This is a genomic window from Azospirillum sp. SYSU D00513, assembly GCF_017356015.1.
Taxonomy (GTDB): Bacteria; Pseudomonadota; Alphaproteobacteria; order Azospirillales; family Azospirillaceae; genus Azospirillum.
Genome location: NZ_JAFIQV010000019.1, coordinates 20,650 through 45,155, shown reverse-complemented (window position 1 = coordinate 45,155; position 24,506 = coordinate 20,650). Strand labels below are relative to the sequence as shown.

At 70.0% G+C, this 24,506-nt stretch carries 25 protein-coding genes; 12 read left to right on the top strand and 13 right to left on the bottom strand.

The genetic code is table 11. The features are described 5' to 3' along the window. The first annotated feature begins 38 nt into the window (after nt 1-38). The 3 genes from JUB11_RS15550 (at nt 39) to JUB11_RS15540 (ending at nt 2,039) form a co-directional block, all read left to right on the top strand. On the top strand, nt 39-887 hold the full coding sequence (locus tag JUB11_RS15550) for a TIGR02587 family membrane protein (protein WP_247887086.1): 849 nt from the start codon (nt 39-41) through the stop codon (nt 885-887). A gap of 21 nt (nt 888-908) precedes the next feature. Beyond that, on the top strand, nt 909-1,388 hold the full coding sequence (locus JUB11_RS15545; RefSeq protein WP_207459473.1) for a hypothetical protein: 480 nt from the start codon (nt 909-911) through the stop codon (nt 1,386-1,388). Nucleotides 1,389-1,451: 63 nt separating this feature from the next. Beyond that, nucleotides 1,452-2,039, top strand: a complete 588-nt coding sequence (locus JUB11_RS15540) for a hypothetical protein (protein WP_207459472.1) — start codon at nt 1,452-1,454, stop codon at nt 2,037-2,039. 13 nt (nt 2,040-2,052) lie between these two features. Here JUB11_RS15540 and JUB11_RS15535 read toward each other — a convergent pair whose 3' ends face one another. Continuing rightward, nucleotides 2,053-2,751, bottom strand: coding sequence for a pirin family protein (locus tag JUB11_RS15535; RefSeq protein ID WP_207459471.1), 699 nt, complete (start codon nt 2,749-2,751; stop codon nt 2,053-2,055). Between the two features lie 166 nt (nt 2,752-2,917). Between JUB11_RS15535 and JUB11_RS15530 the strand changes: the two genes are divergently transcribed. Beyond that, nucleotides 2,918-3,547: a trimeric intracellular cation channel family protein gene (locus JUB11_RS15530; protein WP_247887085.1), complete on the top strand. Its 630-nt coding sequence runs from the start codon at nt 2,918-2,920 to the stop codon at nt 3,545-3,547. Between the two features lie 360 nt (nt 3,548-3,907). On the opposite strand, the gene JUB11_RS15520 is transcribed toward JUB11_RS15530, so the two are convergent. Together JUB11_RS15520 and JUB11_RS15515 are read right to left on the bottom strand one after the other, a co-directional pair. Further along, the gene (locus JUB11_RS15520) at nt 3,908-4,612 is read right to left on the bottom strand and encodes an ABC transporter ATP-binding protein (protein ID WP_207459469.1); all 705 of its coding nucleotides are present in this window, start codon (nt 4,610-4,612) and stop codon (nt 3,908-3,910) included. Between the two features lie 85 nt (nt 4,613-4,697). Beyond that, the gene (locus JUB11_RS15515; protein WP_207459540.1) at nt 4,698-6,332 is read right to left on the bottom strand and encodes an acyl-CoA synthetase; all 1,635 of its coding nucleotides are present in this window, start codon (nt 6,330-6,332) and stop codon (nt 4,698-4,700) included. Nucleotides 6,333-6,507: 175 nt separating this feature from the next. On the opposite strand from JUB11_RS15515, the gene JUB11_RS15510 reads away from it, so the two are divergent. Continuing rightward, complete coding sequence (locus JUB11_RS15510) at nt 6,508-7,014, top strand: RT0821/Lpp0805 family surface protein (protein WP_207459468.1); 507 nt, start codon at nt 6,508-6,510, stop codon at nt 7,012-7,014. A gap of 79 nt (nt 7,015-7,093) precedes the next feature. Here JUB11_RS15510 and JUB11_RS15505 read toward each other — a convergent pair whose 3' ends face one another. From JUB11_RS15505 to JUB11_RS15495, 3 genes are read right to left on the bottom strand one after another with little or no spacing between them, the layout of a single operon-like run. Next, entirely contained in the window at nt 7,094-7,819 is a 726-nt protein-coding gene (locus tag JUB11_RS15505; protein WP_207459467.1) for an ABC transporter ATP-binding protein, read from the bottom strand. Beyond that, nucleotides 7,816-8,832, bottom strand: a complete 1,017-nt coding sequence (locus JUB11_RS15500) for a branched-chain amino acid ABC transporter permease (RefSeq protein ID WP_207459466.1) — start codon at nt 8,830-8,832, stop codon at nt 7,816-7,818. The genes JUB11_RS15505 and JUB11_RS15500 overlap by 4 nt, the downstream gene beginning before the upstream one ends. Next, nucleotides 8,829-9,698 (bottom strand): branched-chain amino acid ABC transporter permease, encoded by an 870-nt coding sequence (locus JUB11_RS15495; protein ID WP_207459465.1) that lies wholly within the window; start codon nt 9,696-9,698, stop codon nt 8,829-8,831. The genes JUB11_RS15500 and JUB11_RS15495 overlap by 4 nt, the downstream gene beginning before the upstream one ends. 218 nt (nt 9,699-9,916) lie before the next feature. Between JUB11_RS15495 and JUB11_RS15490 the strand changes: the two genes are divergently transcribed. Continuing rightward, on the top strand, nt 9,917-11,713 hold the full coding sequence (locus JUB11_RS15490; RefSeq protein ID WP_207459464.1) for a tetratricopeptide repeat protein: 1,797 nt from the start codon (nt 9,917-9,919) through the stop codon (nt 11,711-11,713). Nucleotides 11,714-11,758: 45 nt separating this feature from the next. Here JUB11_RS15490 and JUB11_RS15485 read toward each other — a convergent pair whose 3' ends face one another. After that, nucleotides 11,759-13,048 carry an ABC transporter substrate-binding protein gene (locus JUB11_RS15485; protein WP_207459463.1) on the bottom strand — a complete coding sequence of 430 codons (1,290 nt, stop codon included), beginning with the start codon at nt 13,046-13,048 and terminating at the stop codon, nt 11,759-11,761. A gap of 204 nt (nt 13,049-13,252) precedes the next feature. On the opposite strand from JUB11_RS15485, the gene JUB11_RS15480 reads away from it, so the two are divergent. After that, a complete protein-coding gene (locus tag JUB11_RS15480) occupies nt 13,253-13,984 on the top strand; it encodes an endonuclease III (protein ID WP_247887084.1) in 732 nt (243 codons plus the stop codon). A gap of 49 nt (nt 13,985-14,033) precedes the next feature. Here JUB11_RS15480 and JUB11_RS15475 read toward each other — a convergent pair whose 3' ends face one another. Further along, entirely contained in the window at nt 14,034-14,894 is an 861-nt protein-coding gene (locus JUB11_RS15475; protein ID WP_207459462.1) for a peptidoglycan-binding domain-containing protein, read from the bottom strand. Between the two features lie 212 nt (nt 14,895-15,106). Between JUB11_RS15475 and JUB11_RS15470 the strand changes: the two genes are divergently transcribed. Next, a complete protein-coding gene (locus tag JUB11_RS15470; protein WP_207459461.1) occupies nt 15,107-15,364 on the top strand; it encodes a hypothetical protein in 258 nt (85 codons plus the stop codon). A gap of 42 nt (nt 15,365-15,406) precedes the next feature. Here JUB11_RS15470 and JUB11_RS15465 read toward each other — a convergent pair whose 3' ends face one another. Then, nucleotides 15,407-16,342 carry a cation diffusion facilitator family transporter gene (locus JUB11_RS15465; RefSeq protein ID WP_247887083.1) on the bottom strand — a complete coding sequence of 312 codons (936 nt, stop codon included), beginning with the start codon at nt 16,340-16,342 and terminating at the stop codon, nt 15,407-15,409. Further along, the gene (pdxH, locus tag JUB11_RS15460; protein ID WP_247887082.1) at nt 16,339-16,938 is read right to left on the bottom strand and encodes a pyridoxamine 5'-phosphate oxidase; all 600 of its coding nucleotides are present in this window, start codon (nt 16,936-16,938) and stop codon (nt 16,339-16,341) included. The genes JUB11_RS15465 and pdxH overlap by 4 nt, the downstream gene beginning before the upstream one ends. A gap of 168 nt (nt 16,939-17,106) precedes the next feature. Here pdxH and JUB11_RS15455 point away from each other — a divergent pair, with 168 nt between their 5' ends. Continuing rightward, on the top strand, nt 17,107-17,562 hold the full coding sequence (locus JUB11_RS15455; RefSeq protein ID WP_207459459.1) for an RT0821/Lpp0805 family surface protein: 456 nt from the start codon (nt 17,107-17,109) through the stop codon (nt 17,560-17,562). 41 nt (nt 17,563-17,603) lie between these two features. After that, nucleotides 17,604-18,554, top strand: a complete 951-nt coding sequence (locus tag JUB11_RS15450; protein WP_348771439.1) for a J domain-containing protein — start codon at nt 17,604-17,606, stop codon at nt 18,552-18,554. Between the two features lie 184 nt (nt 18,555-18,738). Here JUB11_RS15450 and JUB11_RS15445 read toward each other — a convergent pair whose 3' ends face one another. Then, nucleotides 18,739-20,082, bottom strand: a complete 1,344-nt coding sequence (locus JUB11_RS15445) for a YihY family inner membrane protein (protein ID WP_207459458.1) — start codon at nt 20,080-20,082, stop codon at nt 18,739-18,741. Between the two features lie 136 nt (nt 20,083-20,218). Here JUB11_RS15445 and fabI point away from each other — a divergent pair, with 136 nt between their 5' ends. Both fabI and aroC read left to right on the top strand, forming a co-directional pair. Then, on the top strand, nt 20,219-21,064 hold the full coding sequence (gene fabI, locus JUB11_RS15440) for an enoyl-ACP reductase FabI (protein WP_207459457.1): 846 nt from the start codon (nt 20,219-20,221) through the stop codon (nt 21,062-21,064). A gap of 4 nt (nt 21,065-21,068) precedes the next feature. Continuing rightward, on the top strand, nt 21,069-22,145 hold the full coding sequence (aroC, locus tag JUB11_RS15435; protein ID WP_207459456.1) for a chorismate synthase: 1,077 nt from the start codon (nt 21,069-21,071) through the stop codon (nt 22,143-22,145). Between the two features lie 33 nt (nt 22,146-22,178). Here aroC and JUB11_RS15430 read toward each other — a convergent pair whose 3' ends face one another. Next, on the bottom strand, nt 22,179-23,312 hold the full coding sequence (locus tag JUB11_RS15430) for a response regulator (RefSeq protein WP_247887081.1): 1,134 nt from the start codon (nt 23,310-23,312) through the stop codon (nt 22,179-22,181). Between the two features lie 165 nt (nt 23,313-23,477). Further along, complete coding sequence (locus JUB11_RS15425; protein WP_207459455.1) at nt 23,478-24,452, bottom strand: pyridoxal-phosphate dependent enzyme; 975 nt, start codon at nt 24,450-24,452, stop codon at nt 23,478-23,480. Nucleotides 24,453-24,506: the final 54 nt, after the last annotated feature.

Sequence of the window (24,506 nt, the reverse complement as noted above, 5' to 3'; positions counted from 1 at the left end):
GGGAACAAAGCCGGCGGCCGCCGCATTGTCCGGAGGGATTGGACGACGCGGCGGGCGGGGACGGCATGGCCGGATCGCGGAATGAGGAAAGCTATCTCCGGGCGCTGGGGCGCGCCTTCGCCGGTGCGGTGATCTTCGCCTTCCCGCTTCTCATGACCATGGAGATGTGGGAGCTGGGCTTCACCATGAACCGGCTCCGCCTGGGGCTGTTCGTGCTGCTGAGCCTGCCTTTGCTGGTGGCGCTGTCCTACTATTCGGGATTCCAGCGCACGCGCTGCCGGCGGGATGACGTGATGGACGCGCTGACCGCCTTCGCCGTCGGGTTTCTCGCCTCCACCGTGCTTCTGCTCATGTTCGGCGTCATCGAACTGAGCATGCCGGTCAGCGAGATCGTCGGGAAAATCGCCCTCCAGACCGTCCCCGCGAGTATCGGCGCGATGCTGGCCCGCCGGCAGCTCGGCGAGGAAGGCCACCCGGACGAGCAACGCCGCAAGGAGGCCACCTACGCGGGCGAGCTGTTCCTGATGGGGGTCGGCGCGGTGTTCGTCGGCTTCAACGTCGCCCCGACCGAGGAGATGGTCCTGATCTCCTACCGGATGTCGGTCTGGCACGTGGCGGCGCTTGCCCTGCTGTCCATCGGCGCGATGCACGCCTTCGTCTACACGCTGGGATTCGAGGGGCAGGAAAGCATGGGCGACGGCTCGCCCGGCGGCACCTTCCTGCGCTTCACGCTGGTCGGCTACGCCATTGCGCTGCTGGTCAGCCTGTACCTGCTGTGGACCTTCGAGCGGACGGTCGGCCTGTCCCCCATGGAGCTGGCCTCGACCGTCGTGGTGCTGGGCTTCCCCGGCGCTCTGGGGGCCGCGACCGCCCGTCTGATCGTCTGAGCCGCCGTAGGAGAGGCCCGCATGTCCGCAGCCGAACAGACCGCCCGCAGCCGGGACCAAGACCGGAACCGTGACCGGCGGGGCAGCGCGGGAGATCGCGGGGAAGACCACGGCGACCAAGCCCCGCCGAAACCGCCGAAGCTGGCCTATGCCGGGGCCGCCATCGGCGCGCTGCTGTTCGCGCTGTGCGTCGGGCTGCTGGGCTATGAGGGGCTGTCCCCGACCGAGGGCAAGCCGGCCATCGAACTGCGCGTGCTGGACGTGACGAAGACCGGGTCGAGCTGGCTCGCCCGGATCGAGGCGCGCAACGATGGCGACGCCACCGGGGCCGGCGTCATGGTCGAGGGCACGCTGATGTCCGGCGGGTCGGAACTGGAGAAGGCGCAGGCCGAATTCGACTATGTCCCGAGCGGATCGAGCCGCCGAGGCGGTCTCTTTTTCAGCCGGGATCCGGCGGGGTTCGAGCTGCGGCTTCGCGTGCTGGGCTACGTGGAGCCCTGACCTGAACAAAGCGGGGGCCGCGCTGTTCTTCGTGGGCATCATCGAACCGGGAGCCCGAACACTATGAACCGCCTGACCATCGAGGAGGCGCAGCGGCGCGTCCACCAGTTCCTGACCCTGGACATGGTGGAGGCCCTGCGCTCGGTCGAGTACGAGGCGCCTCCCCTGTCCGACTGGCCCGCCGACGTGCGCCTGTCGGACCAGCACCGGGCGGTGGTCACCTTCAGCCATGTCGACGGGGCGTCCGACTGCCTGTACCGGATCGCGGCCTTCGGCGACGCGATGATCATGCGCCTCCAGCTCAACGTCCGGCGTTTCGTCGTGGTCTATCAGGTGCCGGCCGACGCACCCGGCGGGGACTTGGCCGCAACCCGGATCGACAGCGACACCGTCGCCGGCCATTTCGAGCGCTGGGCCATCGGCGCCCGTCACGCCGGCTGGCAGATCGGCTGGCGCGACGGAACCGACCCTTGGCGTCCGGACCGGCGCGCGGTGGAGACCTACTGCTATGCCATGCTGGCCGAGGACTTCCTCGACAACCCGCTGGAGCAGCTCTACTGGCGCACGGACATCGTCCAGATGACGCGCGCCTTCATGCTGGAGTCCCGGCGCATGGGGATCCGGCTCGAGGCACCGGAGCGGATCCCCTGACGCACTCTTGCCGTCAGGCGAGGTCGAACAGCAGCACCTCGGCGTCGCCGGTGCCCTCCAGCAGCAGCGCGGTTTCGTCCTGGATGGCGGCGCCGTCGCCCTCCTTGAGGTCGATGCCGTTCAGCCGCGCCTGCCCGCGCGCCACCTGCACCCAGCCGTAACGGCCGGGGCGCAGATCGTGGCCGACGCGGTCGCCCTCGCGCAGGACGGTGCTGTAGAGGTCCACGTCCTGGTGGATGGTGACGCTGCCCTGGCGGCCGTCACGCGAGGCGACCAGCCGCAGCCGGCCCAGCTTCTCCTCCAGCGGGAAGGCCTTCTGCTCGTAGCCCGGCGCGATGCCGCGCGCTTCCGGCAGGATCCAGATCTGGAGGAAATGCACGGGATCGGTGGCCGACGCGTTGAACTCGCGGTGGCGGATGCCGCTGCCGGCGCTCATGCGCTGGACCTCGCCGGGGCGGATCACCTCGCTCGTGCCGGTGGAGTCCTTGTGGGCCAGCGCGCCGTCCAGCACGTAGGAGATGATCTCCATGTCCGCGTGCGGGTGGGGCGGGAAACCGCCGCCGCCGGCCACCCGGTCGTCGTTGATGACGCGCAAGGACCGGAAGCCCTGGTGGCGCGGGTCGTGGTAGTGCCCGAACGAGAAGCTGTGGCGGCTGCTCAGCCAGCCCATGTCGACCGCGCCGCGCTCATTGCCGTGACGTACCGTGATCATGCTCGGTCCTCCTTGTCGGTGGCGCGGCGCCCGGGTCGATGCCCGTGGAGCGCTTCGGCCGTGTTCGTTCATCCTGTCTGCGGCTAATATCGGCCGGAAGGGGTGTTTGAACAACGCCACCAATTGGGCTCTATCTGTTCCTGTATCCGCAACAATCGGACGCGCCATGCCCGCCATGCCAGACGTCGGCTCCCTGCTGCTCGCGATGGACCTGATCGGCGTCTTCGTCTTCGGCCTCAGCGGCGGGACCCTGGCGGTGCGCCGTCGGCTCGACCTGTTCGGGGTGGTGGTCCTGTCGATGGCGGCCGCACTGGCCGGCGGGGTGGCGCGCGACCTGCTGATCGGCGCCACCCCGCCTTCCAGCTTCCGCGACGACCGCTACCTGATCGCCGCACTCGTGTCGGGCTTCGCCGCCTTCTTCTTCCACGGGACGATCAACCGGCTGGTCAAGCCGGTGCTGGTGCTGGACGCGGTGGGGCTGGGGCTGTTCGCGGTGGCCGGCTGCAACAAGGCGCTGACCTACGGCATGGCCCCGGTGCCGGCCATCCTGCTCGCCGTGCTGACCGCCTGCGGGGGCGGAGTCGTGCGCGACCTGCTGGTGATCGAGGTGCCCCGGGTCCTGCGCGAGGAGATCTACGCCTCGGCCGCCCTGCTGGCCGCCCTCATCGTCGTGGCCGGCCAGCAACTCGGCCTTCCCGAACAGCCCGTCGCCATCGCCGCGGCGCTCGCCGCCTGCCTCCTGCGCATCCTCAGCGTCCTGCGCGGCTGGAACGCGCCCCGCGCGCCGGGGACGTAGGGCCGTATAGGATCGGACTCACAAACTCCCGCATGAGGGACGCTCCCATGCCTGCATCATCGCCGAACGGCCCCGGTTGCCGTCCTCAACGCCGGGCCTTCCTCGTGTCCCGGCAACGGGTCCGACCGCTCAGTCCGCCAGCAGAAGCGCTAAACAAGGCGCGCAAACGGTTCCGCCTCGGCATCGTGAGCCGAGTCATCGAAGACGTCCTTTTCCGTCGGGCGGTTCTTCGGGTTAGCGAAGATCGCTTCGATGCCCTCCTGACTCAGCTGGAGGCGGCACCGAAGGTCAATGCCCGGCTGCGTGCCCTGATGGCGAGAACGCCACGCTGGAAATAGAGGCCGCGGAGGCTTAAGCCCTCTACAGCCCCAGATAGGCCTGCTTCACCGCCGGGTCGGCGAGCAGCGCCTCGCCCGTGCCCGACAGCACGACGCGGCCGTTTTCCAGCACATAGGCCCGGCTCGCGAGCTTCAGGGAGGCCGCGACGTTCTGCTCGACCAGAACGATGGTCATGCCATCGGATGCCAGGTCGCGGATGATGCGGAACAGCTCCTGCACCAGGGCCGGCGAGAGGCCGAGCGACGGTTCGTCGAACATGATCAGTTCGGGCTTGCCCATCAGGCAGCGCCCGATGGCGAGCATCTGCTGCTCGCCGCCCGACAGGGTACCGGCCGCCTGGCCGAGCCGTTCGCGCAGGCGCGGGAACAGGTCGAGCACCCGGTCGAAGGTCGCGCGCGCCGTCGCGCGGGCGCGCGGGATGACCGCACCCATCTCCAGGTTCTCGCGCACGCTGAGCGTCGGGAAGATCTGCCGCCCCTCCGCCACCTGGCCGATGCCGAGGTCGCAGACGACGTGGCTCGGCAGGCCGGCGATCTCCTGCCCCTTGAAGCGGATCGAGCCGCGCGTCGGCTTCCAGATGCCGGCGACGGTGCGGATCAGCGAGGTCTTGCCGGCCCCGTTGGCGCCGACGATGGCGGTGGTGGCGCCGGCATCCACCGACAGGGTCACGCCGTCGAGCGCCTGGGCGTCGCCGTAATGGAGGTCGAGATCGGTAACGGTCAGCATGGCCGCGGCATCCGGGGAAAGGACCGGCACTTTAACGCGGGCGCGGCCGTTGTCGAGCCCTTCACACTCCCTTTCACAGCCCTTCTCACGCCGGGGAGACCCGGTCGCGCAGCGCCCGGCGGATGATCTTGCCGGTGGTGGTCATGGGCAGTTCCGCCACGAACTCGATGGCGCGCGGGTATTCGTGGGCGGCGAGCCGCGTCTTCACATGCTGCTGGATCCCGGCCACCAGCGCCTCGTCCGGCGTCACCCCGTCCTGGAGCACGATGAAGGCCTTCACGATCTCCGTGCGCAGGGGATCGGGCACCCCGACCACGGCGGCCATGCGTACGGCGGGGTGGCCGATCAGGCAGTCCTCGATCTCGCCGGGGCCGATGCGGTAGCCGGACGACGTGATCACGTCGTCGTCGCGCCCGACGAAGCGGATGTAGCCCTCCGCGTCCAGCTCGCCCTGGTCGCCGGTGACGAGCCAGTCGCCGACGAACTTCGCCTCCGTCGCCGCCGGGTTATTCCAGTAGCCGAGGAACATCACCGGATCGGGCCGCCGCACGGCGATGAGCCCCAGCTCGCCGGGGCCGAGCCGCCGCCCTTCCCCGTCGATCACGGCGACGTCGTGGCCGGGCACCGGACGGCCCATGATGCCGGGCTTGGAGGGCATCACCGTGCCGCAGGAGGACACGATCATGTTGCACTCGGTCTGGCCGTAGAACTCGTTGACCGTGACGCCGAAGGTCCGCCGTCCCCAGTCCAGCAGCTCCGCGCCCAGGGTCTCGCCGCCGCTGGCGATGGAGCGCAGGCTGTAGTTCCAGCGCGCGGCCGGGTCGGCGACGCCGCGCAGCATCTTCAGCGCGGTCGGCGGCAGGAAGGCGTTGCGCACGCCGAACTCCGCCATCAGCGCGAAGGCCGCCTCCGGATCGAACTTCTCGAAGCGGTGGGCGACCACCGTCACGCCGTGGTGCCAGGCCGGCAGCAGCACGTCCAGCAGCCCGCCGATCCAGGCCCAGTCGGCGGGGGTCCAGATGCGGTCGCCCGGCTGCGGGAAGAGGTCGTGCGAGATCTCCACCCCCGGCAAATGGCCGAGCAGGACGCGGTGCGCGTGCAGCGCCCCCTTCGGCTGGCCCGTCGTGCCGGAGGTGTAGATGATCAGCGCCGGGTCGTCGGCGCCCGTGTCCACCGGCCGGAAATCCTCCGACGCCCCGGCCAGCAGCGCGTGGAAGTCGAGGCAGCCTGTCGGCGGGTTGCCGGCCGCGTCGATGCACAGCACCAGCCGCAACGCCGGAAGCCGGTCCCGGATGGCCGCCAGCTTCGAAGCCCCGGTCCGGTCGGTGACCACCGCGACGGCGCCGCAATTGCCGAGCCTGTATTCCAGCGCCTCCTCCCCGAACAGGGAGAAGAGCGGCACGGCGACGGCGCCCATCTTGTAGGCCGCGACATGGGCGAAGGCGGTTTCCGGCGCCTGGGGCAGCAGGATGCCGATCCGGTCGCCCCGCCCCACGCCCTGCCCGGCCAGCAGGCTGGCCAGCCGGTTGGAGGCGGCGCGCAACGCCGCGAAGCTGTACTCCTCGACCCGGCCGTCCCGGCGCTTGTGAATCAGCGCGAGCCGCTCCGGGTCACGCTCGGCCCACTTGTCGCAGACGTCCACGCCGATGTTGTAGCGCTCCGGCACCGTCCAGGCGAAACGGTCGCGCAAGGCCTCGTAGCTGTCCGCCTTCGGCAGCATGCCCTTGTCCTCCCCCGGCTTGCGGACCGGCCTGCGCCGGACCATTTTCCACGATCATAGGAGCAAGCCAGCCGCGGCGGAATAGTTTGCGGACATGGCCTGTTCATGGAGTCAGGTTCAACCACGTTCGGCCGGGCTTCCCGGGCGGACCGCCCCTCACGCGAAGAGAAGCGATATGACAGCCAAGCCGTTCGTTGCCGCCGCCCTTTCACTCGGCCTTCTCGCCGGATGCGCCGCGCCCGGCAACCAATATGGCTCCGGTGGGTACGACAGCGGGTATGGAACCAAGCAGACGGCGGGCACCGTCCTCGGCGGCGTGGTCGGCGGCCTTGCCGGCTCGCAGATCGGCGGCGGCACCGGCCGCATCGTCGCGACGGGCATCGGCACGCTGCTGGGCGCCGCGCTCGGCAACGCGGCGGGCCAGTCGCTCGACCGTGCCGACCTTGCCTACGCCGAGCAGGCCCAGGCCCGCGCCTACGCCGCCCCGACGGGCGAGACGATCCGGTGGCAGAACCCGCAGTCCGGCAACTGGGGCACCTACACCCCGACCCGCGAGGGCTACACGCCGTCGGGCCAGATCTGCCGCGAGTACCAGACCACCATCACCATCGACGGCCGGCTCCAGCAGGGCGTCGGCCAGGCCTGCCAGGAGCCGGACGGCCGCTGGCGCGTCGTGAGCTGACGCTCCGCTCCTCGGGCGAAAAAAGGGCGTGCCGGAAACGGCGCGCCCTTTTTTTCATGGTTCCAGCCTTTCGAGGTTTTCAGATGCCCTCGGCGCCGAGATAGGATTCGATGACGCGCGGGTCGGCGACGATCCCGGCTGGCGTGCCCTCGGCGATCTTCTCGCCATGGTCGAGCACGACCACATGGTCCGACAGCGCCATCACCGCGCGCATCACATGCTCGATCATCAGGATGGTCAGCCCCTCGCGGCGGTTCAGCTCGCGCAGGACCTCGGCCATGCGGTCCACCTCGGTCGGGCGCAGCCCCGCCAGCACCTCGTCCAGCAGGAGCAGGGTCGGCCGGGTGGCCAGCGCCCGCGCGACCTCCAGCCGCTTGCGGTCGGGCAGCGTGAGGCTGCGCGCCGGGCGCGCCGCCTGGTCGGCGAGGCCCAGCCGCTCCAGCACGGCCCTGGCCTGACGGCGCGCGGTCTCGACCGACCGTTCGCGGGCGAGCGCGCCGACCAGGACATTCTCCTCCACCGACAGATCCCCGAAGGGCTTGACGATCTGGAAGGTCCGCCCGATTCCGGCGGCACAGACCTGGTTCGGCCGCAGCCCGGTGATGCTCCGGCCCTGGAGCATGACCCGTCCCTCGTCGGGCGGGAAGACGCCGGCGATCAGGTTGAAGGTCGTCGTCTTGCCGGCGCCGTTCGGGCCGATCAGGGCCACGATGCCACCCTGCGGCACGGCGAAGCTCACCTCCGACACTGCCTTCAGCCCGCGGAACCGCTTGGAGACTCCGGCGACCTCGAGAAGCGCGGTCATCGCGTGCCCTCCCTGTTCGGCGGCACCGCCGTTTCGCCCGGCCGGCGGGCGAGCCCCAGCCGGCGCGCCAGCCAGGGCCAGACGCCCTCCGGCCGGAACACCACGATCGCCACCAGCGCCACGCCGTAGAAGAGCTGCTTCAGACCCGGCAGGTCGTAGCCGGTGACCTCGATCAGATAGGTCAGCAGCTCGCCCAGCGGCGTCAGGATGAAGGCGCCGAGGATCGGGCCGAACAGCGTGCCGATGCCGCCGACGATGGCCGGCAGGATGATCTCGATGGAACGGCCCATGGAGAAGACCTGCTCGGGGAACAGGTTGTTGAAGTAGAAGGCCTGGAACACGCCACCCAGCGCCGTCAGGGCCGAGGACACGACCACGGCGGACATGCGGGCGCGGAACAGGTCCACGCCCGAGGCCTCGGCGGCGTCCGGCTCCTCCCGCACGGCGAGCCACTGGTAGCCGAGGCGGCTGTGCAGAAGCGCGCGGGCAAGCGCTAGCGCGCCAGCGACCAGGGCCAGCGCCACATAGTAGAACAGCACCGGCGAGCCTCGCAGGTTGGCGAGGTCGTTGCCGGCCTCTTCCGCCACCGGGATGAAGAAGCCGGCCGACCCGCCGAGCCAGCCGATATGGTCGAAGCCGATGCGGGCGACCTCGGCGAAGGCGATGGTCAGCAGCGCGAAATGCACCCCCCGCACGCCGAATCGGAAGCTGAGGAACCCGATGAAGGAGCCGGCGGCGACGGCGGCGAGCATCGCCGCCCAAAGGCCGAGCCAGGGACCGATCCCGAAATGGACGAAGAGTGCCGCCGCGACATAGGCGCCGAGCCCCACATAGAGCGCGTGGCCGAGCGACAGCAGGCCGGAAAAGCCCATCATCACGTTCCAGGCCTGCCCCACATAGGCGAACCACAGGACGGTGGTCAGGACCGAAAGGACATAACGGTCCGCGACGAGCGGTGCCGCCAGCAGCAGTGCGCCGGCCAGCGCCAGCAACAGGATGCCGCGCCCGGTCATGCGCGTTTCCCCAGAAGGCCCTGAGGGCGCAGCAGCAGCACCAGGATCAGCACCAGATAGGTGAAGAGCGACTTCATGGAGGGCATCAGCAGGAATCCGGCCAGTGCCTCGGTCACGCCGATCAGGACGCCGCCCAGAAGCGCCCCCGGCAAGCTGCCGAGCCCGCCCACGATGACGATGACGAAGCTCAGCAGTGTGTATTCGGGCGCCAGCTGCGGGCGGCTGTCGACCAGCAGCGTCATCAGCGCACCCGCGACGCCGACGACGGCGGCGCCCAGCCCGAAGGTGAGCGCGTAGAGCCCGTCGATGTTCAGCCCGACGACGCGCGCACCCAGCGGGTTGTCGGCGCAGGCGCGGATCGCCTTGCCGGTGCGGGTGAAGCGGAAATAGGCGAAGAGCGCCGCCGCCACCAGAACCGCCGCGATGCCCGCCCGCACCTTCACCGCATCGAGCAGGAGCGGCCCGATCTCCACCGTGTCGAAGGAATAGGGGAGCATGATGTTGCGGGAATCCGGCCCGAACAGCATCAGCATGGCGTTCAGGATGATCGTCGCGATGCCCAGCAGCAGGATGAACTGCATGTGTTCCGGCCGTTCGACGAAGCGGTTCACGACCCCGCGCTGGAGCAGCCAGCCGAAGGCGAAGAGCGCCGCCGCCACGAGCGGCGCCGACAGCAGCGGGTCGAGCCCGGCCCATCCCGCCAGCAGCACCGAGCCGTACATGCCGGCCACCATCATCTCGCCATGGGCGAAATTCACGACCCGGACCACGCCGAAGATGACCGACAGTCCGAGCGCTGCCAGCCCGTAGACCAGTCCGGTCAGCAGGCCGGAGGCGACGATGTTGAGGTAGAAATCGAAGGGCATGGCCGGAGGGGCACCGTCGCGCGGGAACGGAAGCCTGCCGGTTACCAGCCCCCGGCGGCCCAGGCAAGCAGGAAGATGGACGCGAACCGCCGAAAGACGGCGGCTTCCGGCCGTCCCGCCAACAGTGCCGGTGGTAACTTCGCCGCCGCTCGCCTAAAACAGGGTATGGACGGGCACCCGGATCGGACGGCCACCCGGATCGAGCAGCAGGAATATCCATGGACAGCATCGAACAGACGCTCGCGGTCGCGACCGAACACCACCGGGCCGGCCGGACCGCCGAAGCCGAACGGCTCTACCGCGAGGTCCTCGACCGCTCTCCCGGCCATCCGGACGCGCTGCATCTGCTCGGCGTCGTGGCCCTTCAGTCCGGACGGCCGCAGGACGCGGCCGAGCTGATCGGCCAGGCCGTCGCGCGGGACGCGGAATCCGCCCTGTTCCACGCCAACCTCGGCCACGCGCTGCACGCGCTGGGCCGCAAGCGCGAGGCGGCGCTGAGCTTCGCCCGCGCGCTGGCTCTGCTGTCCAACCGGGGCGAAGGCTGGGGCAACGTCGCGGCGCTTGCCAACCTCATCCGGCGCTACGACGACGAGACGCGCCGGGCCGCGGCGGCCGAACTGGACGCTCGCTACGCGCTCGGCGACGTGATGCGCCGGGAATCGCTGCTCTTCCACCTGTCCGGCGACGTCACCCATTACGAAAATCTCGCGGCGGCCGTGCTGGACGATCCTCTGCGCTTCTCCGTGCCCTCGATCCATTACGCCTACTGGGGCATGGCCATGCAGATGTTCCAGGGCGCCGTGCGCTCGGGCAACGCCGGCCGCTTCACCGGCGGCGACTATCTGCGCCTCTACCGCCTGCTGGTGGAGGAAACGCGGCGGCGCTACGGCCTGACCAGCCGACTGAGGCCGGTTCCCCCGCGCGCCGCGGTGAAGCGCATCGCGCTCGTCACCAACCAGATGCTGGGCGAGGGGCACCAGCCGACCGTGGACGCCTTCGATTACGCCCGGCGCCTGCAGGACGAGTTCGGGTGCGAGGTGCTCGTCGTCAACAGCAACATGATGGCGATCACCGCCGAGAACGGCTTCGTTCCGGAATACGCCTACAACGTCACCGAGGAATACCGGGGAGAGCAGACCATCAACGCCTTCGGCGCGCAGGTGCGGATGGCCTCCTTCCCGCAGAAGACCTTCGACGAGGAGAAACTGCGGTCGATCATCGACTGCATCGAGGGCTTCGATCCCGACGCCCTCGTCGCCTTCGGCGGATCCAACATCGTGCCCGACCTGTTCGCAGGTTTCCGGCCGGTGGTCTGCGTCCCGACCTCCTCCGGCCTGCCCCCGTCGCTGGCCAGCCTGATCCTCGGCTATGACGAGGAAGACAGCGCCGCATCCTGGCCCGCCGAGCTGCGGGGCCGCTTCCGTCCCTTCTCCTTCGGCTTCACCCTGCCGCCGACCGCTGAAGGCGGCGGGCGCGCCGGCTTCGGATTGCCGGAGGACGGCCCCCTCTTCGTCGCCGTGGGAAACCGCCTGGACCAGGAGGCCGGCGCGGAGTTCCTGGCGCTCGCCGACGAGCTGCTCGACCGCCTGCCGGAGGCACGCCTCGCCTTCGCCGGCGCCGTGGAGGAGCTGCCGCGCCGGCTGGCGGGGTTGCGCAACGCCGCGCGCGTCCAGGCGCTGGGCCATGTCGGCGACGTGCGGGCGCTGTACCGGACCGCGACCGCCTACCTCAACCCGCGCCGCCAGGGCGGCGGCGGTAGCGCGGCTTTCGCCTTGGCGGAGGGGCTGCCGGTCGTCACCCACGCCGCAGGCGACGTGGCGCGGGTGACCGGTGCCGCCTTCGCCGTCCCGGACGACGCGGCCTTCATCGGGCGGGCCGCCGCCCTTGCCACGGACCCGGCTTTCCACGAGGGTCAGGCGGAGAGCGCCCGCACCCGCTTCGCTGCCATCGGCGACCGCAACCGGTCGGTCGAACGCCTGCTGGCCTATTGCCTGGAAGCGCAGACGGCGGCCTGAGGCGGACGTGCGCGCGGCCGGCGACGCCGGCCGCTTCCGGACCTGTCAGGCCCGCTTGGCCCAGCCCGGCGCCGGGAAGACCGGCTCCATCTCCGCCGAGCCCTTGGGCAGGACGACGGTCGGGCGCTGGTTGCGGTTCTGCACGCAGGCCGAGACGAGCTGGGTGTTCTGCCCCTTCTCGTCGAAGGTGATCGCCGGCCCGACCATCAGCTTGTCGGTCAGGTTGGTCCGGCGCAACGCCTCCAGCATGGCGGCGGGTTCGGCGGTTCCCGCGCGCTTGAAGGCGTCGGCGGCGACCAGGATCGCCTCGAAGGTGAAGGCCACGTTGAAGGCGTAGCCCTCGAAGCGGTCGTTCGGGAACTGCTTCTTGAAGGCCGCCGAGACGCGTTGCGTCAGTTCCGCCTTCGGGTCGTACCAGGGCAGGTTGGTGATGGCGTAATCCGAGTATTTGCCCAGCACCTTGTAGAACTGCTCGTCATAGAGTCCGGGCGAGCCGGGCGAGACGATCCCCGTCGGTTCCCAGCGCTGCTTGACCATCTCGCGCACCAGCATGATGGCGTCGTTGGCCCGGGTGGTCACGATGGCGAGGTCCGCACCCGTCGCCCTGGCCTTCGCCACCTCAACCGCGAGATCCTGCGCCTTCGGGTCGTAGGCGATCGAGTCCAGCAGCTTGAAGGGCATGCCCAAGGTCGGGAACAGGGCGTCCATGGCCGCCTTGTTCGCCATGCCGAAGGTGTCGTTGGCGTGCAGGAACACGGCCGACTTGGGCGTGGTGCCGGTGGCGGCGAACAGGTCCTTGGTCAGGGCCATGCCGTTCGACACGAGCATGGTCGAGGTCGGGAAATTGCGGAAGATCGTCCTGTAGCCCTGCTCGGTCAACTTGTCGGCGGCGGCGACGTTGATCACCAACGGGACGCCGCGCTGCTCGCAGACCTGGGCGGCGGCGGCGGTCTGGCCGCTGTCGAAGGCGCCGACGATGACGTTGGCACCGTCGTTGATCAGCTTTTCCGTGCGCGAGCGCGCGATGTCGGCGTTGGACTCCGTGTCGGCCGGCAGGATCTCGATCCGGTGGCCGAGGTCGGAGAGAACCGCCGGTGCTATATCCGCGCCGCGCTGGCAGGCTTGCCCGGCCTGCGCCAGATGGCCCGAACGCGGCAGCAGCACGCCGACCTTCAGCAGCTTCTCCTGTGCGATGGCCGGCGCACCGCCGAAGGCGGCCAGCGTGCCCGCCGTGACGGCGGCACCACCGAGCACGCCGCCGAACTGCCGGCGCGTCAAGCCAACCGGAAGGCGTCCCCCGGCAGCGCCGTTCTTCTGCTTCGTATCGTCGTTCATGTCAGGGCCATTGTCCTTACCAGTGGTCCGGTGCCGCGATGATCGGGCCTGCCGATTTTCCGCCATGCCCCGCCGCAGTAAAGTGGAATCCACCGACGGGCCATCGGATTCCGCTTCCGTGCCCCTGGCGGCGCTGCTTCCGGCGGATCATCCGCCCGTCCGGAACGTTGCCCCTGCGGACCGTCACCGCCCGAGACGCACGCCATGCCGCCCCGCCCCCGCACCGTCGCGCCCGCCACCTCCGCCCCCATGTCGGCCGCCCTCGAGCCACCCGGCAAGGAGGAGTTCGACATCGACGAGGTCTTCCGCCGCCTGCGGGAAGCGGTCGCGGGCTTGCCCAAGGCGGCGATGTTCGACCTGCGCGACCAGGGCCACGCAACACCCTTCGAACAGCTCGTCGGAAGCCTGATCTCCGCGCGCACGCGGGACGAGACGACGACCGCCGTCTGCAAGCGCCTGTTCGCCGTCGCCCGCACCCCGGCCGAAATGGCGGCACTGGACGAAGCGGACCTCGTCCGCCTGCTCGACGGCGCCACCTTCCCCGAGCCCAAGGCCCGCGACCTGATCGCCCTGTCCCAACGCATCCTGGCCGATCACGGTGGGGAGGTCCCCGACAGCCTGGAGGAGCTGATGGCCTTCCGCGGCGTCGGTCCGAAGATCGCCGCCCTGACGCTGGCGGTCGGTTATGGGCAGCCGGCCGTGGCGGTGGACGTCCATGTCCACCGCGTCACCAACCGCTGGGGCTATGTCGCGGCCGGAACGCCGGAGCGGACCATGCAGCAGCTCATGGAACGGCTGCCGCGCGGCTACTGGATCGAGATCAACGAGCGGCTGGTGCCCTTCGGCAAATGGATCTGCACGGGCGAACGCCCGCGCTGCTCCGGCTGTGCCCTGCTGTCCATGTGCCGCCAGGTGGGCGTCACCGCCCATCGGTAAGTCAGGCGGACATCACCCCGCCCACCGGAAAAAGCGATGCCGCCACGGCTCAGCGGCGCCGGTCGCCGCCCAGGCGCGGGCCGGCGGTCAGCTCGTCGCGGCGGCCGCCGAAGGTCGGCTCCAGCCGCGCCTCGCGCCGCTCCTGCCGGACGGGCGCCTGGACCGGTGCCGAGGCCCGGCCGCTGCGCCACCAGGCGAAGCCCAGCCCGCCGACGGTCGCCGCCAGCACCGCCATGAGGACATAGCGCAGCGCGCCCGTCGCCCAGGACGGCAGGAAGGAGCCGCCTCCCAGCGCGCTGGAACCCGGCTCCACGGTGGGAACCGGCTCGCCGGAGGCGGTGGTCGCGGCGACGTTGGGACGGGGGGCCGCCTGGGGCGCCGGCTCCGCGCCGCGCGGTGCGGAGCCGGCAGTGCCCAGCGTACCGCCGGCGGCGGCACCGCTGCCGGGGAAGCCGCTGGAGAAGGCGGCGCCGCCGCCCTCCTGCCCGCCCAGCGCCTCGACCTTTCCGGTGGAGTTGGCCGCGCGCGGCGCGACCTCGCGGGTCTGGCGCGGGGTCTGGCCCGGCCCGCCGCCGCCCGGCTTCTGCTGGGCGAGGTTGCCGACCGTCGGTGCGGCCTTGGCCTGCCGCTCCGCCATCATCTTGCTCACGGTCGCCTGGTCGAGCTTGCCGGTGGCCGGAAGCCCATTGGCCTTCTGATAAGCGCTCAGCGCGGCGCCGGTCTGCGGCGTCATCTGACCGTTGGCCCGGCCGCCGATGTTGTAGCCCTTGTCCTTCAGAATCGTCTGCGCCCATTGCAGGTCGCCGGCGCTCTGCGCCAGGGCCGCCGTTCCCGGCAGGCCGCTGGCCGCCAGACCAATCACAACCGGCAGCACGAGAACCCGGCGCGCACGGTTCGATCCGCCAGACATGTCCACCCTCCGTCCAAGATCCCCATGGATCCACAAGCGAAAGGATTAGTTAGCAGATTGCGGGCTTTTTTCGGGCGCGATTTTTCTGTGTCCCGAGCCTGCTGAAAGGGGGCATGCCGATAGGACCCATGCCGATGGGGGCAAGGCCGTTCCGCCATGGCCGGTCCATAAAATGCATGGTATCTTCCGCAGGGTGAAGAAAGGGGACCGCCATGACGATGCGGAACGCGGTGCTTCTGCTCGGAAGCGTCCTGGCCCTGGCGGCCTGCGGCAGCACGCCCACCCACCGCGAGTGGGAGGCCACCGACGGCTCGGCCACGCTTGCCTTCGACGAATGCGACGAGCAGGTCGACACCACCATGCGGCTGCGCGGCTATCCGGTGAACCCGCTGCCGGAAACCCCGCAGTTCAGCTACCGCAAGGAAATCTTCGCCCAGTGCATGCGCCGCAAGGGCTACGTGACCGAATAGCCGGGCCGGCCAGGCGCGGTCCCAAGGCGCAAACCGACGCGTTCAGCCGCCCGAGATGCGGTGGTCCAGCCGGTCATCGGCCAAGCCGGCCGGCTCCTGATGGATGAGCACCTCGGCGTTCGGGAAGGCGCCGCGCAGGACGCGTTCCACCCCGTCCGTGATGTCATGGGCCTGCGCGACGTTGAGGTGCGGGTCCAGCTCCAGATGCAGTTCGATGAAGATCGCCGTGCCGGTGCTGCGCGTGCGCAGGTCGTGCATGCCGTGGGTGCCCGCATGGCCGTTGACCAGGTCGTGGATCCGGTCGCGGTCCTCCGGCGGCAGCTCGCGGTCCATCAGGATGTGCAAGGCGTCGCGCGCGACGTTCTTCGCCCCATGCAGCAGGAAGGCGGCGATGCCCAGGCCGAAGGCCGGATCGAAGGAGGCGATGCCCGTCCACTGGCTCAGCAGGATGGCGACGATCACCGCCGCGTTCATCAGCAGGTCGCCGGAATAATGCAGCCGGTCGGCGCCGATGGCGACCGAGCCGGTGGCCTTCACGACCCGCCGCTGGAAGGTGACCAGCCCCGCCGTCAGCAGAATGGACATCACCATGATGGCGATGCCCACCGTCCCCTCCCCGACCGGGGTCGGGGAGAAGAGGCGGCGGATCGCCTCGATGGTCAGGAAGACGGCCGAACCGGCGATGAAGGCGGCTTGGGCCAGCGCCGCCAGCGCCTCCGCCTTGCCGTGCCCGTAGCGGTGCTTCTCGTCCGCCGGGCGCAGGGCTTGGCGGACGCCGAACAGCATCACCAGCGAAGCCATGAGGTCCGTGGTCGAATCGATCAGCGACGACAGGATGCTGACCGAATCGGTCAGCAGATAGGCCACCAGCTTCGACGCGATCAGCGTCGCCGCGACCGAGACGCTGGCGTAGGTCGCGCGGCGGCGCAGCTGGTCCAGCTCCGCCGGCTCCATCGCACGCTCCGCCCCCAGCATCATGGGTAGAGATGCTCCGTCGTCCAGGCCGCCGGCTCGGCGCCCTCGGCGTTGGCGCGCAGGTAGAGAGTCCGTTCGTGCAGGCGGAAGGGGCGGTCCTGCCAGAACTCGATGCGGCGGGGCAGCACGCGGAAGCCGGTCCAGTGCGGCGGGCGCGGCACGTCGCCGAGACCGAACTTCGCGGCGAACTGCGCCACCCGCTTCTCCAGCTCCCAGCGCCCTTCCAGCGGGCGCGACTGCTGCGACGCCCAGGCGCCGATGCGGCTCTCCCTGGGGCGGCTGTTGTAATAGGCGTCGGCCTCGGCGTCCGAGACCTGCTCGACCGCTCCCTCCACCCGGACCTGGCGCCGCAAGGTCTTCCAGTGGAAGCAGAGGGCGGCGTTCCGGTTCGCCAGGAGCTGCTCGCCCTTGCGGCTTTCCGTGTTGGTGTAGAAGACGAAGCCGCGGGGGTCGGTCCCCTTCAGCAGCACCATGCGCACCGACGGCAGGCCGTCCGCGTCCGCCGTGGCGAGCGCCATGGCGTTGGGGTCGTTCGGTTCGGACGTCCCCGCCTCCGCCAGCCAGTCCTGGAACAGTTCGTACGGATCCCGTTCGGCCATCGCGTCCCTCTCATCGGATTTCCGGCCCGCCCGCCGGGGGCGCGGCCTGTCACAGCTTCGTCCCAGCGAACAGGACAATTCACAGATAGCATAAGGTCGCATATACCAGTGTCCAGCAGCGCGCCGTAAGCAGGGCGCCCGGCCATACATCTTTCGAGGCAACTGTCGATGTTCGTGAAGTCACTCGTTCCGGCCGTCCTGGCGCTCGGGCTCCTGGCCGGATGCACCGCCACCTCCAAGACCGAGAGCGCGGCCGCCTCCGGCAGCGTCATCGGGGCGAAGTTCGGGAACGGCGGTAAGTTCGCCGACAATGGCGTGGACAGCCTCGTGGGCGCCTTCATCGGCCCGGACATCCGCTCCTCGCTGAGCCAGGCGGACCAGGAATACGCCGAGAAGGCCACGCGCACCGCCTATGCCGGCCCGATCGGCGAATGGGTCCGCTGGCAGAATCCGCAGTCCGGCAATTCGGGCACGATCATCGCCCTGCGCGAGGGCTACAGCAGCAACGGCACCTACTGCCGCGTGTACCGCATGACGGTCAGCGCGGGCGGCAACTCGGACCTCGCCTTCGGAACAGCTTGCAAACAGGCCGACGGTGCGTGGAAGATCGTCCGCAACAGCTGATCTTCCCGTGAACCGGCCCCCGAGGTGGCGATCCCTTGTCCGTGTCCTCCATGCGTGATCCCTACCAGATCCTCGGCGTCTCCCGTTCCGCGAGCGCGGACGACATCAAGAAGGCGTACCGTCAGCTCGCCAAGGTCCACCACCCCGACCTGAAGCCGGGCGACGCCGGAAACGAGGAGCGGTTCAAGGAGATCTCGGCGGCCTATTCGCTGCTGTCCGATCCCGAGAAGCGCGCCCGCTACGACCGCGGCGAGATCGACGGCTCCGGCCAGCAGCGCCACGCCGGCCGCTCGGGCTTCCGCTCGGGCGGCGCGCGCAGCCGCTCCTTCAGCGACGACGACCCCTCCTTCAACTTCGGCGGGGAGGACTGGTTCTCCGACCTGTTCGGCGGCGGACGCCGCCGGAGCGGCGGTGGTGCCGGACCGGGCGCCGGCTCCTCGGGCGCCAAGGCGCGCGGGACCGACATCGCCTATTCGGTCACCGTCTCCTTCGTGGAGGCGGCGCAGGGCACCAAGCGCCGCATCAACCTGTCCAACGGCAAGAGCCTGGAGGTCGCGGTGCCGCCCGGCACCGAGGACCAGGCGAAGCTGCGGCTGAAGGGCCAGGGGCTGGGCGGCATGGGCGGCATGTCGGCCGGCGACGCCATCGTCGAGGTGCATGTCGAACAGCACCCCTTCTTCACCCGGCAGGACGGCGACATCCACATGGAAATGCCGATCACCCTGTACGAGGCGGTGCTCGGCGCCACGGTCCGCGTGCCCACCGTCAGCGGCCCCGTCGCCGTGAAGGTGCCGCCGGGCTCGAACACCGGCTCCATGCTGCGTCTGCGCGGCAAGGGGGTGGTGAGCCAGAAGACCAAGCAGACCGGCGACCAGTATGTGAAGCTGAAGGTCGTCCTCCCGGAGCCGCCGGACGCCGAGCTGGTGAAGTTCATGGAAGGCTGGTCCAAGACCCGCAGCTACGACGTGCGCAAGAAGGCCGGGCTGGAGTAATACCGGGTTCGGAAAATTCCGACCTCCGAACCCGGTATAGGGCCGCGACTGCGGCCCCGCGCCCCGCCCCCCGCGCCACGGGGCGCGGAAGTCCTGACCACAGGTCAGCACTTCATGAAAATCGTATAAAGCCCCGCTCCTTCCCCAGCCCGCCCGCGCACAGCGCGGGCGGGCTCCATTCCCCTCAGCTGTGCGTGCGCACCGTCCGCTGGCCCGGACGGAAGGGGAGCGCCGGGGTTCCTTCGTCCGGCGGCGGGTCAGACAGCAGCAGCTTGATGGGCACGCCCAGCATCTCCTCCTGCTTGCGTTCGGCCTGCTCCAGCAGATGCGCGGTCCGCTCCTGCCAGGCCAGGTTCAGCCCGCCGAGCCCCCGCACCGAGCCGCGCAGCCCGATGCCCAGCGACTTCATGAGGTCGAGCAGCGTCGACTCGCTGAGGTCGCGGGCGACGACCCAGGAATCGCGTGTGGTGTGCGCGACCCAATGGGCGTCGCGCAGCTGTTCCAGCATGCCGTCGATCAGCACGGCCCCGACCGGCACGCGCCCGACCAGCGTGCGCCGCCGGATGCCGACGCCGAGACGGCTGGCGTCCATCATCTCGTGCAGCACGGCGAGCGCCAGCGCCAGCCGCTGGCCGGGCAGAAGCCCCTCCGGCCCGCTGCGGGTGATCTTGCCGGCCCGCCATTCCGGGATGGCCGCGGTCACCACCGCCCCGAACAGGACGGTGGACCAGGCGATGTAGAGCCAGAACAGGAAGATCGGCACGGTCGCCAGCGCGCCGTATATGGTCTGGTAGGCCGGATATTCCCGCATGTACCAGGCGAATCCGGCCTTCGACGCCTCCAGCAGGAAGGAAGCCACAGCCCCGCCGATGGCCGCGTCCAGCCACCGCACCTCCCGGTTCGGGATGATGAGGTAGAGCAGCGTGCAGCCGATCAGCTGGAGCACGAAGGGGGCCACGGCGCCGATCCCGACCAGCGGGTCGGCCACCCCCTCCAGATGGGCGTACTGGAGCGCCGTCCAGAGCGCGCTCGACAGGGACAGGCTGGCCCCGGCGAACAGCGGGGTCAAGGACACCACCGCCCAGAAGGATAGGATGCGGGTGATCAGCGAGCGCGGCTGCCGCACGCGCCAGATGCCGGCGAAGGACCCTTCGATGGTCCAGATCAGCAGCACGGCCGACACGGCCAGCCCGATCACGCCGAAGATCGGCATCTGGCCGGCGTTGGACATGAAGCGGCCGAGATACTCCAGGATCGCGTCGCCGATCTCCGGCACGAGATTCTTGAAGATCAGCGACTGCACCTGGCTCTGCAACGCGCCGAAGGCCGGGAAGGCCGAGAAGATCGCGAAGCCGATGGTCATGATCGGCACGATCGCCAGAAGCGACGTGTAGGTCAGCGCCGCCGCCGTCTGGAAGCAGTTGTCGTTGTAGAAGCGCAGGGCCGAATAGCCGACCAGCCCGCCTATGTCCCGCAACTTGGCGACGATGCGCTCCCATGGTCGCTTGCTGTGCGTCTCGTCCCTCATGGGGCTCCTCCCGGCGTCATTCGCCCGACCTTATCTTGACCCATCCCCAAGGGGGTGGCCTTAAATTGACTGGCCAGGGCTTTCGTGTAGGATGCGCCGCACTTTTCACGGCACAGCAGTGATGCACGAGGTTCTGATGTCCAACCCGAAGCCGCTCATGGACGGCAAGCGTGGCCTGATCATGGGCGTGGCGAACGACCGCTCCATCGCCTGGGGTATCGCCTCCACCCTGGCGCAGCATGGCGCCGAGCTGGCCTTCACCTACCAGGGCGACGCGCTCGCCAAGCGCGTGAAGCCGCTCGCCGAGCAGCTCGGTTCGCGCATCGTCGTGCCGTGCGACGTGACCGACGAGGCCAGCATCGACGCGACCTTCGACGCCATCAAGGCGGAATGGGGCAATCTCGATTTCGTTGTCCATGCGATCGCTTTTTCCGACAAGAACGAGTTGGACGGCAAGTACCTCGACACGTCGCGGAACAACTTTCTCCGCACGATGGACATCTCCTGCTACTCCTTCACCGCCGTCGCCCAGCGCGCCGTGCCGCTGATGAACGAGGGCGGCAGCCTCGTGACGCTCTCCTACTATGGGGCCGAGCGCGTCATGCCGCACTACAATGTGATGGGCGTGGCCAAGGCGGCGCTGGAAGCCAGCGTGCGCTACCTCGCCGTCGATCTGGGCGGCCAGGGCATCCGCGTCAACGCCATTTCCGCCGGCCCGATCAAGACGCTGGCCGCCAGCGGCATCGGCGATTTCCGCTACATTCTGAAGTGGAACGAGCTGAACGCACCGCTGAAGCGCAACGTCACCATCCAGGAGGTCGGCAACGCTGGCCTGTTCCTGCTGAGCGACCTCGGCAGCGGCGTCACCGGCGAGGTGATGCATGTGGACAGCGGCTATCACACGGTCGGCATGGTCGCCGTGGACGAGGCCGCCGGCGTGGCCCAGCTGCTGGGCGGGCTGAGCGGCGCCGGGAAGGAGTAAGGCGATGGCCGGCAACAGCTTCGGAACGCTCTTCCGCTTCACCACCTGGGGCGAAAGCCACGGCCCGGCGATCGGAGTGGTGGTGGACGGCTGCCCGTCGCTGTTGCCGCTCGCCGAATCGGACATCCAGCCCTGGCTGGACAAGCGCCGGCCGGGCCAGTCGCGCTACACCACCCAGCGCCAGGAGCCGGACCAGGTCAGGATCCTGTCGGGCGTGTTCGAGGGCCGGACCACCGGCACCCCGATCTCCCTGATGATCGAGAACACCGACCAGCGCTCCAAGGATTATGGCGACATCGCGTCGAAGTTCCGGCCGGGCCACGCCGACTACACCTACTGGAAGAAATACGGCATCCGCGACTACCGCGGCGGCGGCCGGTCGTCGGCGCGCGAGACGGCCTGCCGCGTGGCGGCGGGTGCGGTGGCGCGCGCGGTGCTGGGCTCCGCCATCACGGTGCGCGGCGCCCTGGTGCAGATCGGCCCGCACAAGGTGGACCGCGCCCGCTGGGACTGGGCGGAGGTGGACAACAACCCCTTCTTCTGCCCGGACGCGCAGGCGGCAAGCCAGTGGGCCGACTATCTGGACGGAATCCGCAAGAGCGGCTCGTCGGTCGGCGCCGTGGTCGAGGTCGTCGCCTCGGGCGTGCCGGTGGGGCTGGGCGACCCGCTCTACGACAAGCTGGACAGCGACCTCGCCCGCGCGATGATGACCATCAACGCGGTGAAGGGTGTGGAGATCGGCAACGGCTTCGACGCGGCGAGCCTCACCGGCGAGGAGAACGCCGACGAGATGCGCGCCGGCCCGGAGGGCGAGCCGCTGTTCCTGTCCAACCACGCCGGCGGCATCCTGGGAGGCATTTCCACGGGGCAGGACGTCGTCGTGCGCTTCGCCGTGAAGCCGACCAGCTCCATCCTCACCCCGCGCCGGACCATCGACGTGAACGGCGCCGAGACGGACATCCTGACCAAGGGCCGCCACGACCCTTGCGTCGGTATCCGCGCCGTGCCGGTGGGCGAGGCGATGATGGCCTGCGTGCTCGCCGACCATCTGCTGCGCCAGCGCGCCCAGCAGGGGCGCTGAAGCCTCTTCTCTTGGGGCGCTGACGCCGTGGCCTCAGCCGGCCGGGGCGCCGCCCTCGGCCTTGGCGTATTTCCTCTTCGCCACCTCCAGCGACGCGATCAGCTGCTTGCCGGTCGCACCGCCGTCGCCGCTGATGCGGCCGTTCATGACCGCCCGGATGGCGTCCACATGCGCCCGGATCAGCAGGCGCTCGTTCGGGGTGATGGCGTCGGGGGCGGCGCTCGTCGCCTCGTAGAGCGACTTGGCGACGTGGGTGATCAGGGGATAGCCGAAAATGCCGCCCTGCCCGCGCATCTCGTGCGCCGTCCGGTTGATCTGCCCGATCAGCCCGGCGGCCGGTTCCGTGCCCAGCCGCTCGACCCGGCGGGCCAGCTCCTCGACCTCAGCGCCGATCCAGTGGGCGTAGTCGCCGGCGCGGTTCTGAATCTCCTGCTCGGCGGCGGCCAGGATCTCGTCCGGCAGGGTCGGCACCGGCCCGTTGGGCAGGATGCCGATCTTGGCGCCCAGCCGGTAGGGCAGATCGAAATGGACGACCGGGTAGCGCTCGATGGCCGCGGGCTTGGACTTGCTGTGCACGACCAGGATTTCCGCCGGATCGGTCAGGCGGCAGTCCATCTGGACGGGCCGCTGCGCCCGGCGCCGGTCAGGGCCGAAATAGCCCTTGGCCAGCACGTAGCGGCGCGGCCGGGCCAGCGCGTGCAGCAGGCGGCTGGACAGGGTATGGGCCGAGAAGGGCTTGGCGATGAAGTCCGTGGCCCCGAGGTCGCGGGCCTGCTCCACATAGCCGCGGTCGGCCGCCCCCGACAGCATCAGCACCGGCATGAACTTGTCCGGCGACCGCGCGCTGTTGCGGATCCAGCGCAGCAGCATCAGCCCGTCCACCTCGGGCATCATCAGGTCGGAGATGACGACGTCCACCGGGGCCGTTCCCGGCGGCAGCGCCGCGCGCCGCTCCTCCAGGAAGCGCACCGCCGCGATGCCGTTCACCACCGCGTGCACGGACCCGACCCCGATGGTCCGCAAGGTCGCGGTGAGGACCGAGCGGATGAAGCCGCTGTCCTCCACCACGAGGACGGAGAGGAGATCCAGTCTCGGCGCGGTGCTGCCACCGGTTCCCTTGCCGGGTTCCTTGCCGGGTCCGTTCATGCGGTCGGTCCTGCGTTCCATTCTCCGCCAGCCGCCCGGGGCAGGCTTTCGGTTGCGTGGGTCGTATGTCCTTCTTCTTTGCACGCGATTCCGGGATTGGCGAGCGAGAAAGCCGAGACGCTGCCGGAGCCGGCGGAAAGGCTGCCCTGCACGGCGCGCGTGTCCCTGCTTCCCGCCGCGCCGGGCTCAGGAGTCCAGCAGCGTGCGGGCCAAACGGTCGGAATCGACGTTGCGCCCGGACAGCACCGCCACCGTCCGGCCTTCCGCCTCCGCCTTGCCCGCGAGGATCGCGGCGGTGGCGGCGGCACCGGCCCCCTCGGCCACCAGCCCCGCGCCATGCAGCGCCCGCACGGCGGCGGCCACCTCCGCCTCCTCCACCTCGACCAGCGCGTCGGCCAGGGATCCGATGGCCTCACGCGCCAGGGCGCCGAGTGCGGCGACGGCGATGCCGTCGGCCAGCGTCGGCCCGGCCCGGCGCGCGAGCCGCACCCCGACGACGCGGACGGACGGCTTCAGCGCCTTCACAGCCGCCGCGACCCCCGCCAGCAGCCCACCGCCGCCGACCGGCACCACCAGCGTGTCCAGCTCCGGCAGGTCGTCCAGCAACTCCAGCCCCAGCGTTCCCTGCCCGGCGATCACGTCGGGGTCGTCATAGGGGTGGATGAAGGTAAGCCCACGCGCCGCCGCGACCTCCAGCGCCCTGGTCCTGGCCTCCTCCACCCGCGCGCCGGACAGGATCACCTCGGCCCCCAGCGCGAGGCAGCGCTCCACCTTGCAGCGGGGTGCGGTCTCCGGCATCACGATGACCGCGCGGGCGCCGAGCCGGGCGGCGTGCAGGGCGATGCCGGCGGCGTGGTTGCCCGCCGACATGGCGATGACGCCGGCCGTCCGCTCCGCCGCCGACAGCCGCAGCAGCCGGTTCAGCGCGCCGCGCTCCTTGAAGGCGCCGGTCGCCTGGAAGGATTCGGCCTTGATCCAGAGGTCGGGGCCAAGCGACGGCGTGCGCAGCAAAGGCGTGCGGACGATGTGGCCGGAGATCCTGTCCGCCGCCTCCTCGATGGCCGACAGGGGCAGCCAGCCGGGAAGACGGTTTTCAAAAGCCGGTGGAACAGGACAACGGAACGGCAGGGCGGACGGACGGATGGCGTGCGCTGAGGGCATCGCGGGGCTTCCTCGAAGATCGGAGCGGCAGGCAGGGAGAATGCGGGCGGCGAC

What these genes read in the sequence shown, in the direction of transcription:
- JUB11_RS15515 (WP_207459540.1), bottom strand. Translation starts at nt 6,332, where the DNA reads ATGCTGCCGAAGGCGGACAGCTACGAGGCCTTGCGCGACCGTTTCGCC.
- pdxH (WP_247887082.1), bottom strand. Translation starts at nt 16,938, where the DNA reads ATGGCCGAACGGGATCCGTACGAACTGTTCCAGGACTGGCTGGCGGAG.
- JUB11_RS15510 (WP_207459468.1), top strand. Translation starts at nt 6,508, where the DNA reads ATGACAGCCAAGCCGTTCGTTGCCGCCGCCCTTTCACTCGGCCTTCTC.
- JUB11_RS15455 (WP_207459459.1), top strand. Translation starts at nt 17,107, where the DNA reads ATGTTCGTGAAGTCACTCGTTCCGGCCGTCCTGGCGCTCGGGCTCCTG.
- JUB11_RS15475 (WP_207459462.1), bottom strand. Translation starts at nt 14,894, where the DNA reads ATGTCTGGCGGATCGAACCGTGCGCGCCGGGTTCTCGTGCTGCCGGTT.
- JUB11_RS15485 (WP_207459463.1), bottom strand. Translation starts at nt 13,048, where the DNA reads ATGAACGACGATACGAAGCAGAAGAACGGCGCTGCCGGGGGACGCCTT.
- JUB11_RS15530 (WP_247887085.1), top strand. Translation starts at nt 2,918, where the DNA reads ATGCCCGCCATGCCAGACGTCGGCTCCCTGCTGCTCGCGATGGACCTG.
- aroC (WP_207459456.1), top strand. Translation starts at nt 21,069, where the DNA reads ATGGCCGGCAACAGCTTCGGAACGCTCTTCCGCTTCACCACCTGGGGC.
- JUB11_RS15480 (WP_247887084.1), top strand. Translation starts at nt 13,253, where the DNA reads ATGCCGCCCCGCCCCCGCACCGTCGCGCCCGCCACCTCCGCCCCCATG.
- JUB11_RS15520 (WP_207459469.1), bottom strand. Translation starts at nt 4,612, where the DNA reads ATGCTGACCGTTACCGATCTCGACCTCCATTACGGCGACGCCCAGGCG.
- fabI (WP_207459457.1), top strand. Translation starts at nt 20,219, where the DNA reads ATGTCCAACCCGAAGCCGCTCATGGACGGCAAGCGTGGCCTGATCATG.
- JUB11_RS15425 (WP_207459455.1), bottom strand. Translation starts at nt 24,452, where the DNA reads ATGCCCTCAGCGCACGCCATCCGTCCGTCCGCCCTGCCGTTCCGTTGT.
- JUB11_RS15505 (WP_207459467.1), bottom strand. Translation starts at nt 7,819, where the DNA reads ATGACCGCGCTTCTCGAGGTCGCCGGAGTCTCCAAGCGGTTCCGCGGG.
- JUB11_RS15445 (WP_207459458.1), bottom strand. Translation starts at nt 20,082, where the DNA reads ATGAGGGACGAGACGCACAGCAAGCGACCATGGGAGCGCATCGTCGCC.
- JUB11_RS15430 (WP_247887081.1), bottom strand. Translation starts at nt 23,312, where the DNA reads ATGGAACGCAGGACCGACCGCATGAACGGACCCGGCAAGGAACCCGGC.
- JUB11_RS15470 (WP_207459461.1), top strand. Translation starts at nt 15,107, where the DNA reads ATGACGATGCGGAACGCGGTGCTTCTGCTCGGAAGCGTCCTGGCCCTG.
- JUB11_RS15540 (WP_207459472.1), top strand. Translation starts at nt 1,452, where the DNA reads ATGAACCGCCTGACCATCGAGGAGGCGCAGCGGCGCGTCCACCAGTTC.
- JUB11_RS15500 (WP_207459466.1), bottom strand. Translation starts at nt 8,832, where the DNA reads ATGACCGGGCGCGGCATCCTGTTGCTGGCGCTGGCCGGCGCACTGCTG.
- JUB11_RS15535 (WP_207459471.1), bottom strand. Translation starts at nt 2,751, where the DNA reads ATGATCACGGTACGTCACGGCAATGAGCGCGGCGCGGTCGACATGGGC.
- JUB11_RS15495 (WP_207459465.1), bottom strand. Translation starts at nt 9,698, where the DNA reads ATGCCCTTCGATTTCTACCTCAACATCGTCGCCTCCGGCCTGCTGACC.
- JUB11_RS15465 (WP_247887083.1), bottom strand. Translation starts at nt 16,342, where the DNA reads ATGATGCTGGGGGCGGAGCGTGCGATGGAGCCGGCGGAGCTGGACCAG.
- JUB11_RS15545 (WP_207459473.1), top strand. Translation starts at nt 909, where the DNA reads ATGTCCGCAGCCGAACAGACCGCCCGCAGCCGGGACCAAGACCGGAAC.
- JUB11_RS15490 (WP_207459464.1), top strand. Translation starts at nt 9,917, where the DNA reads ATGGACAGCATCGAACAGACGCTCGCGGTCGCGACCGAACACCACCGG.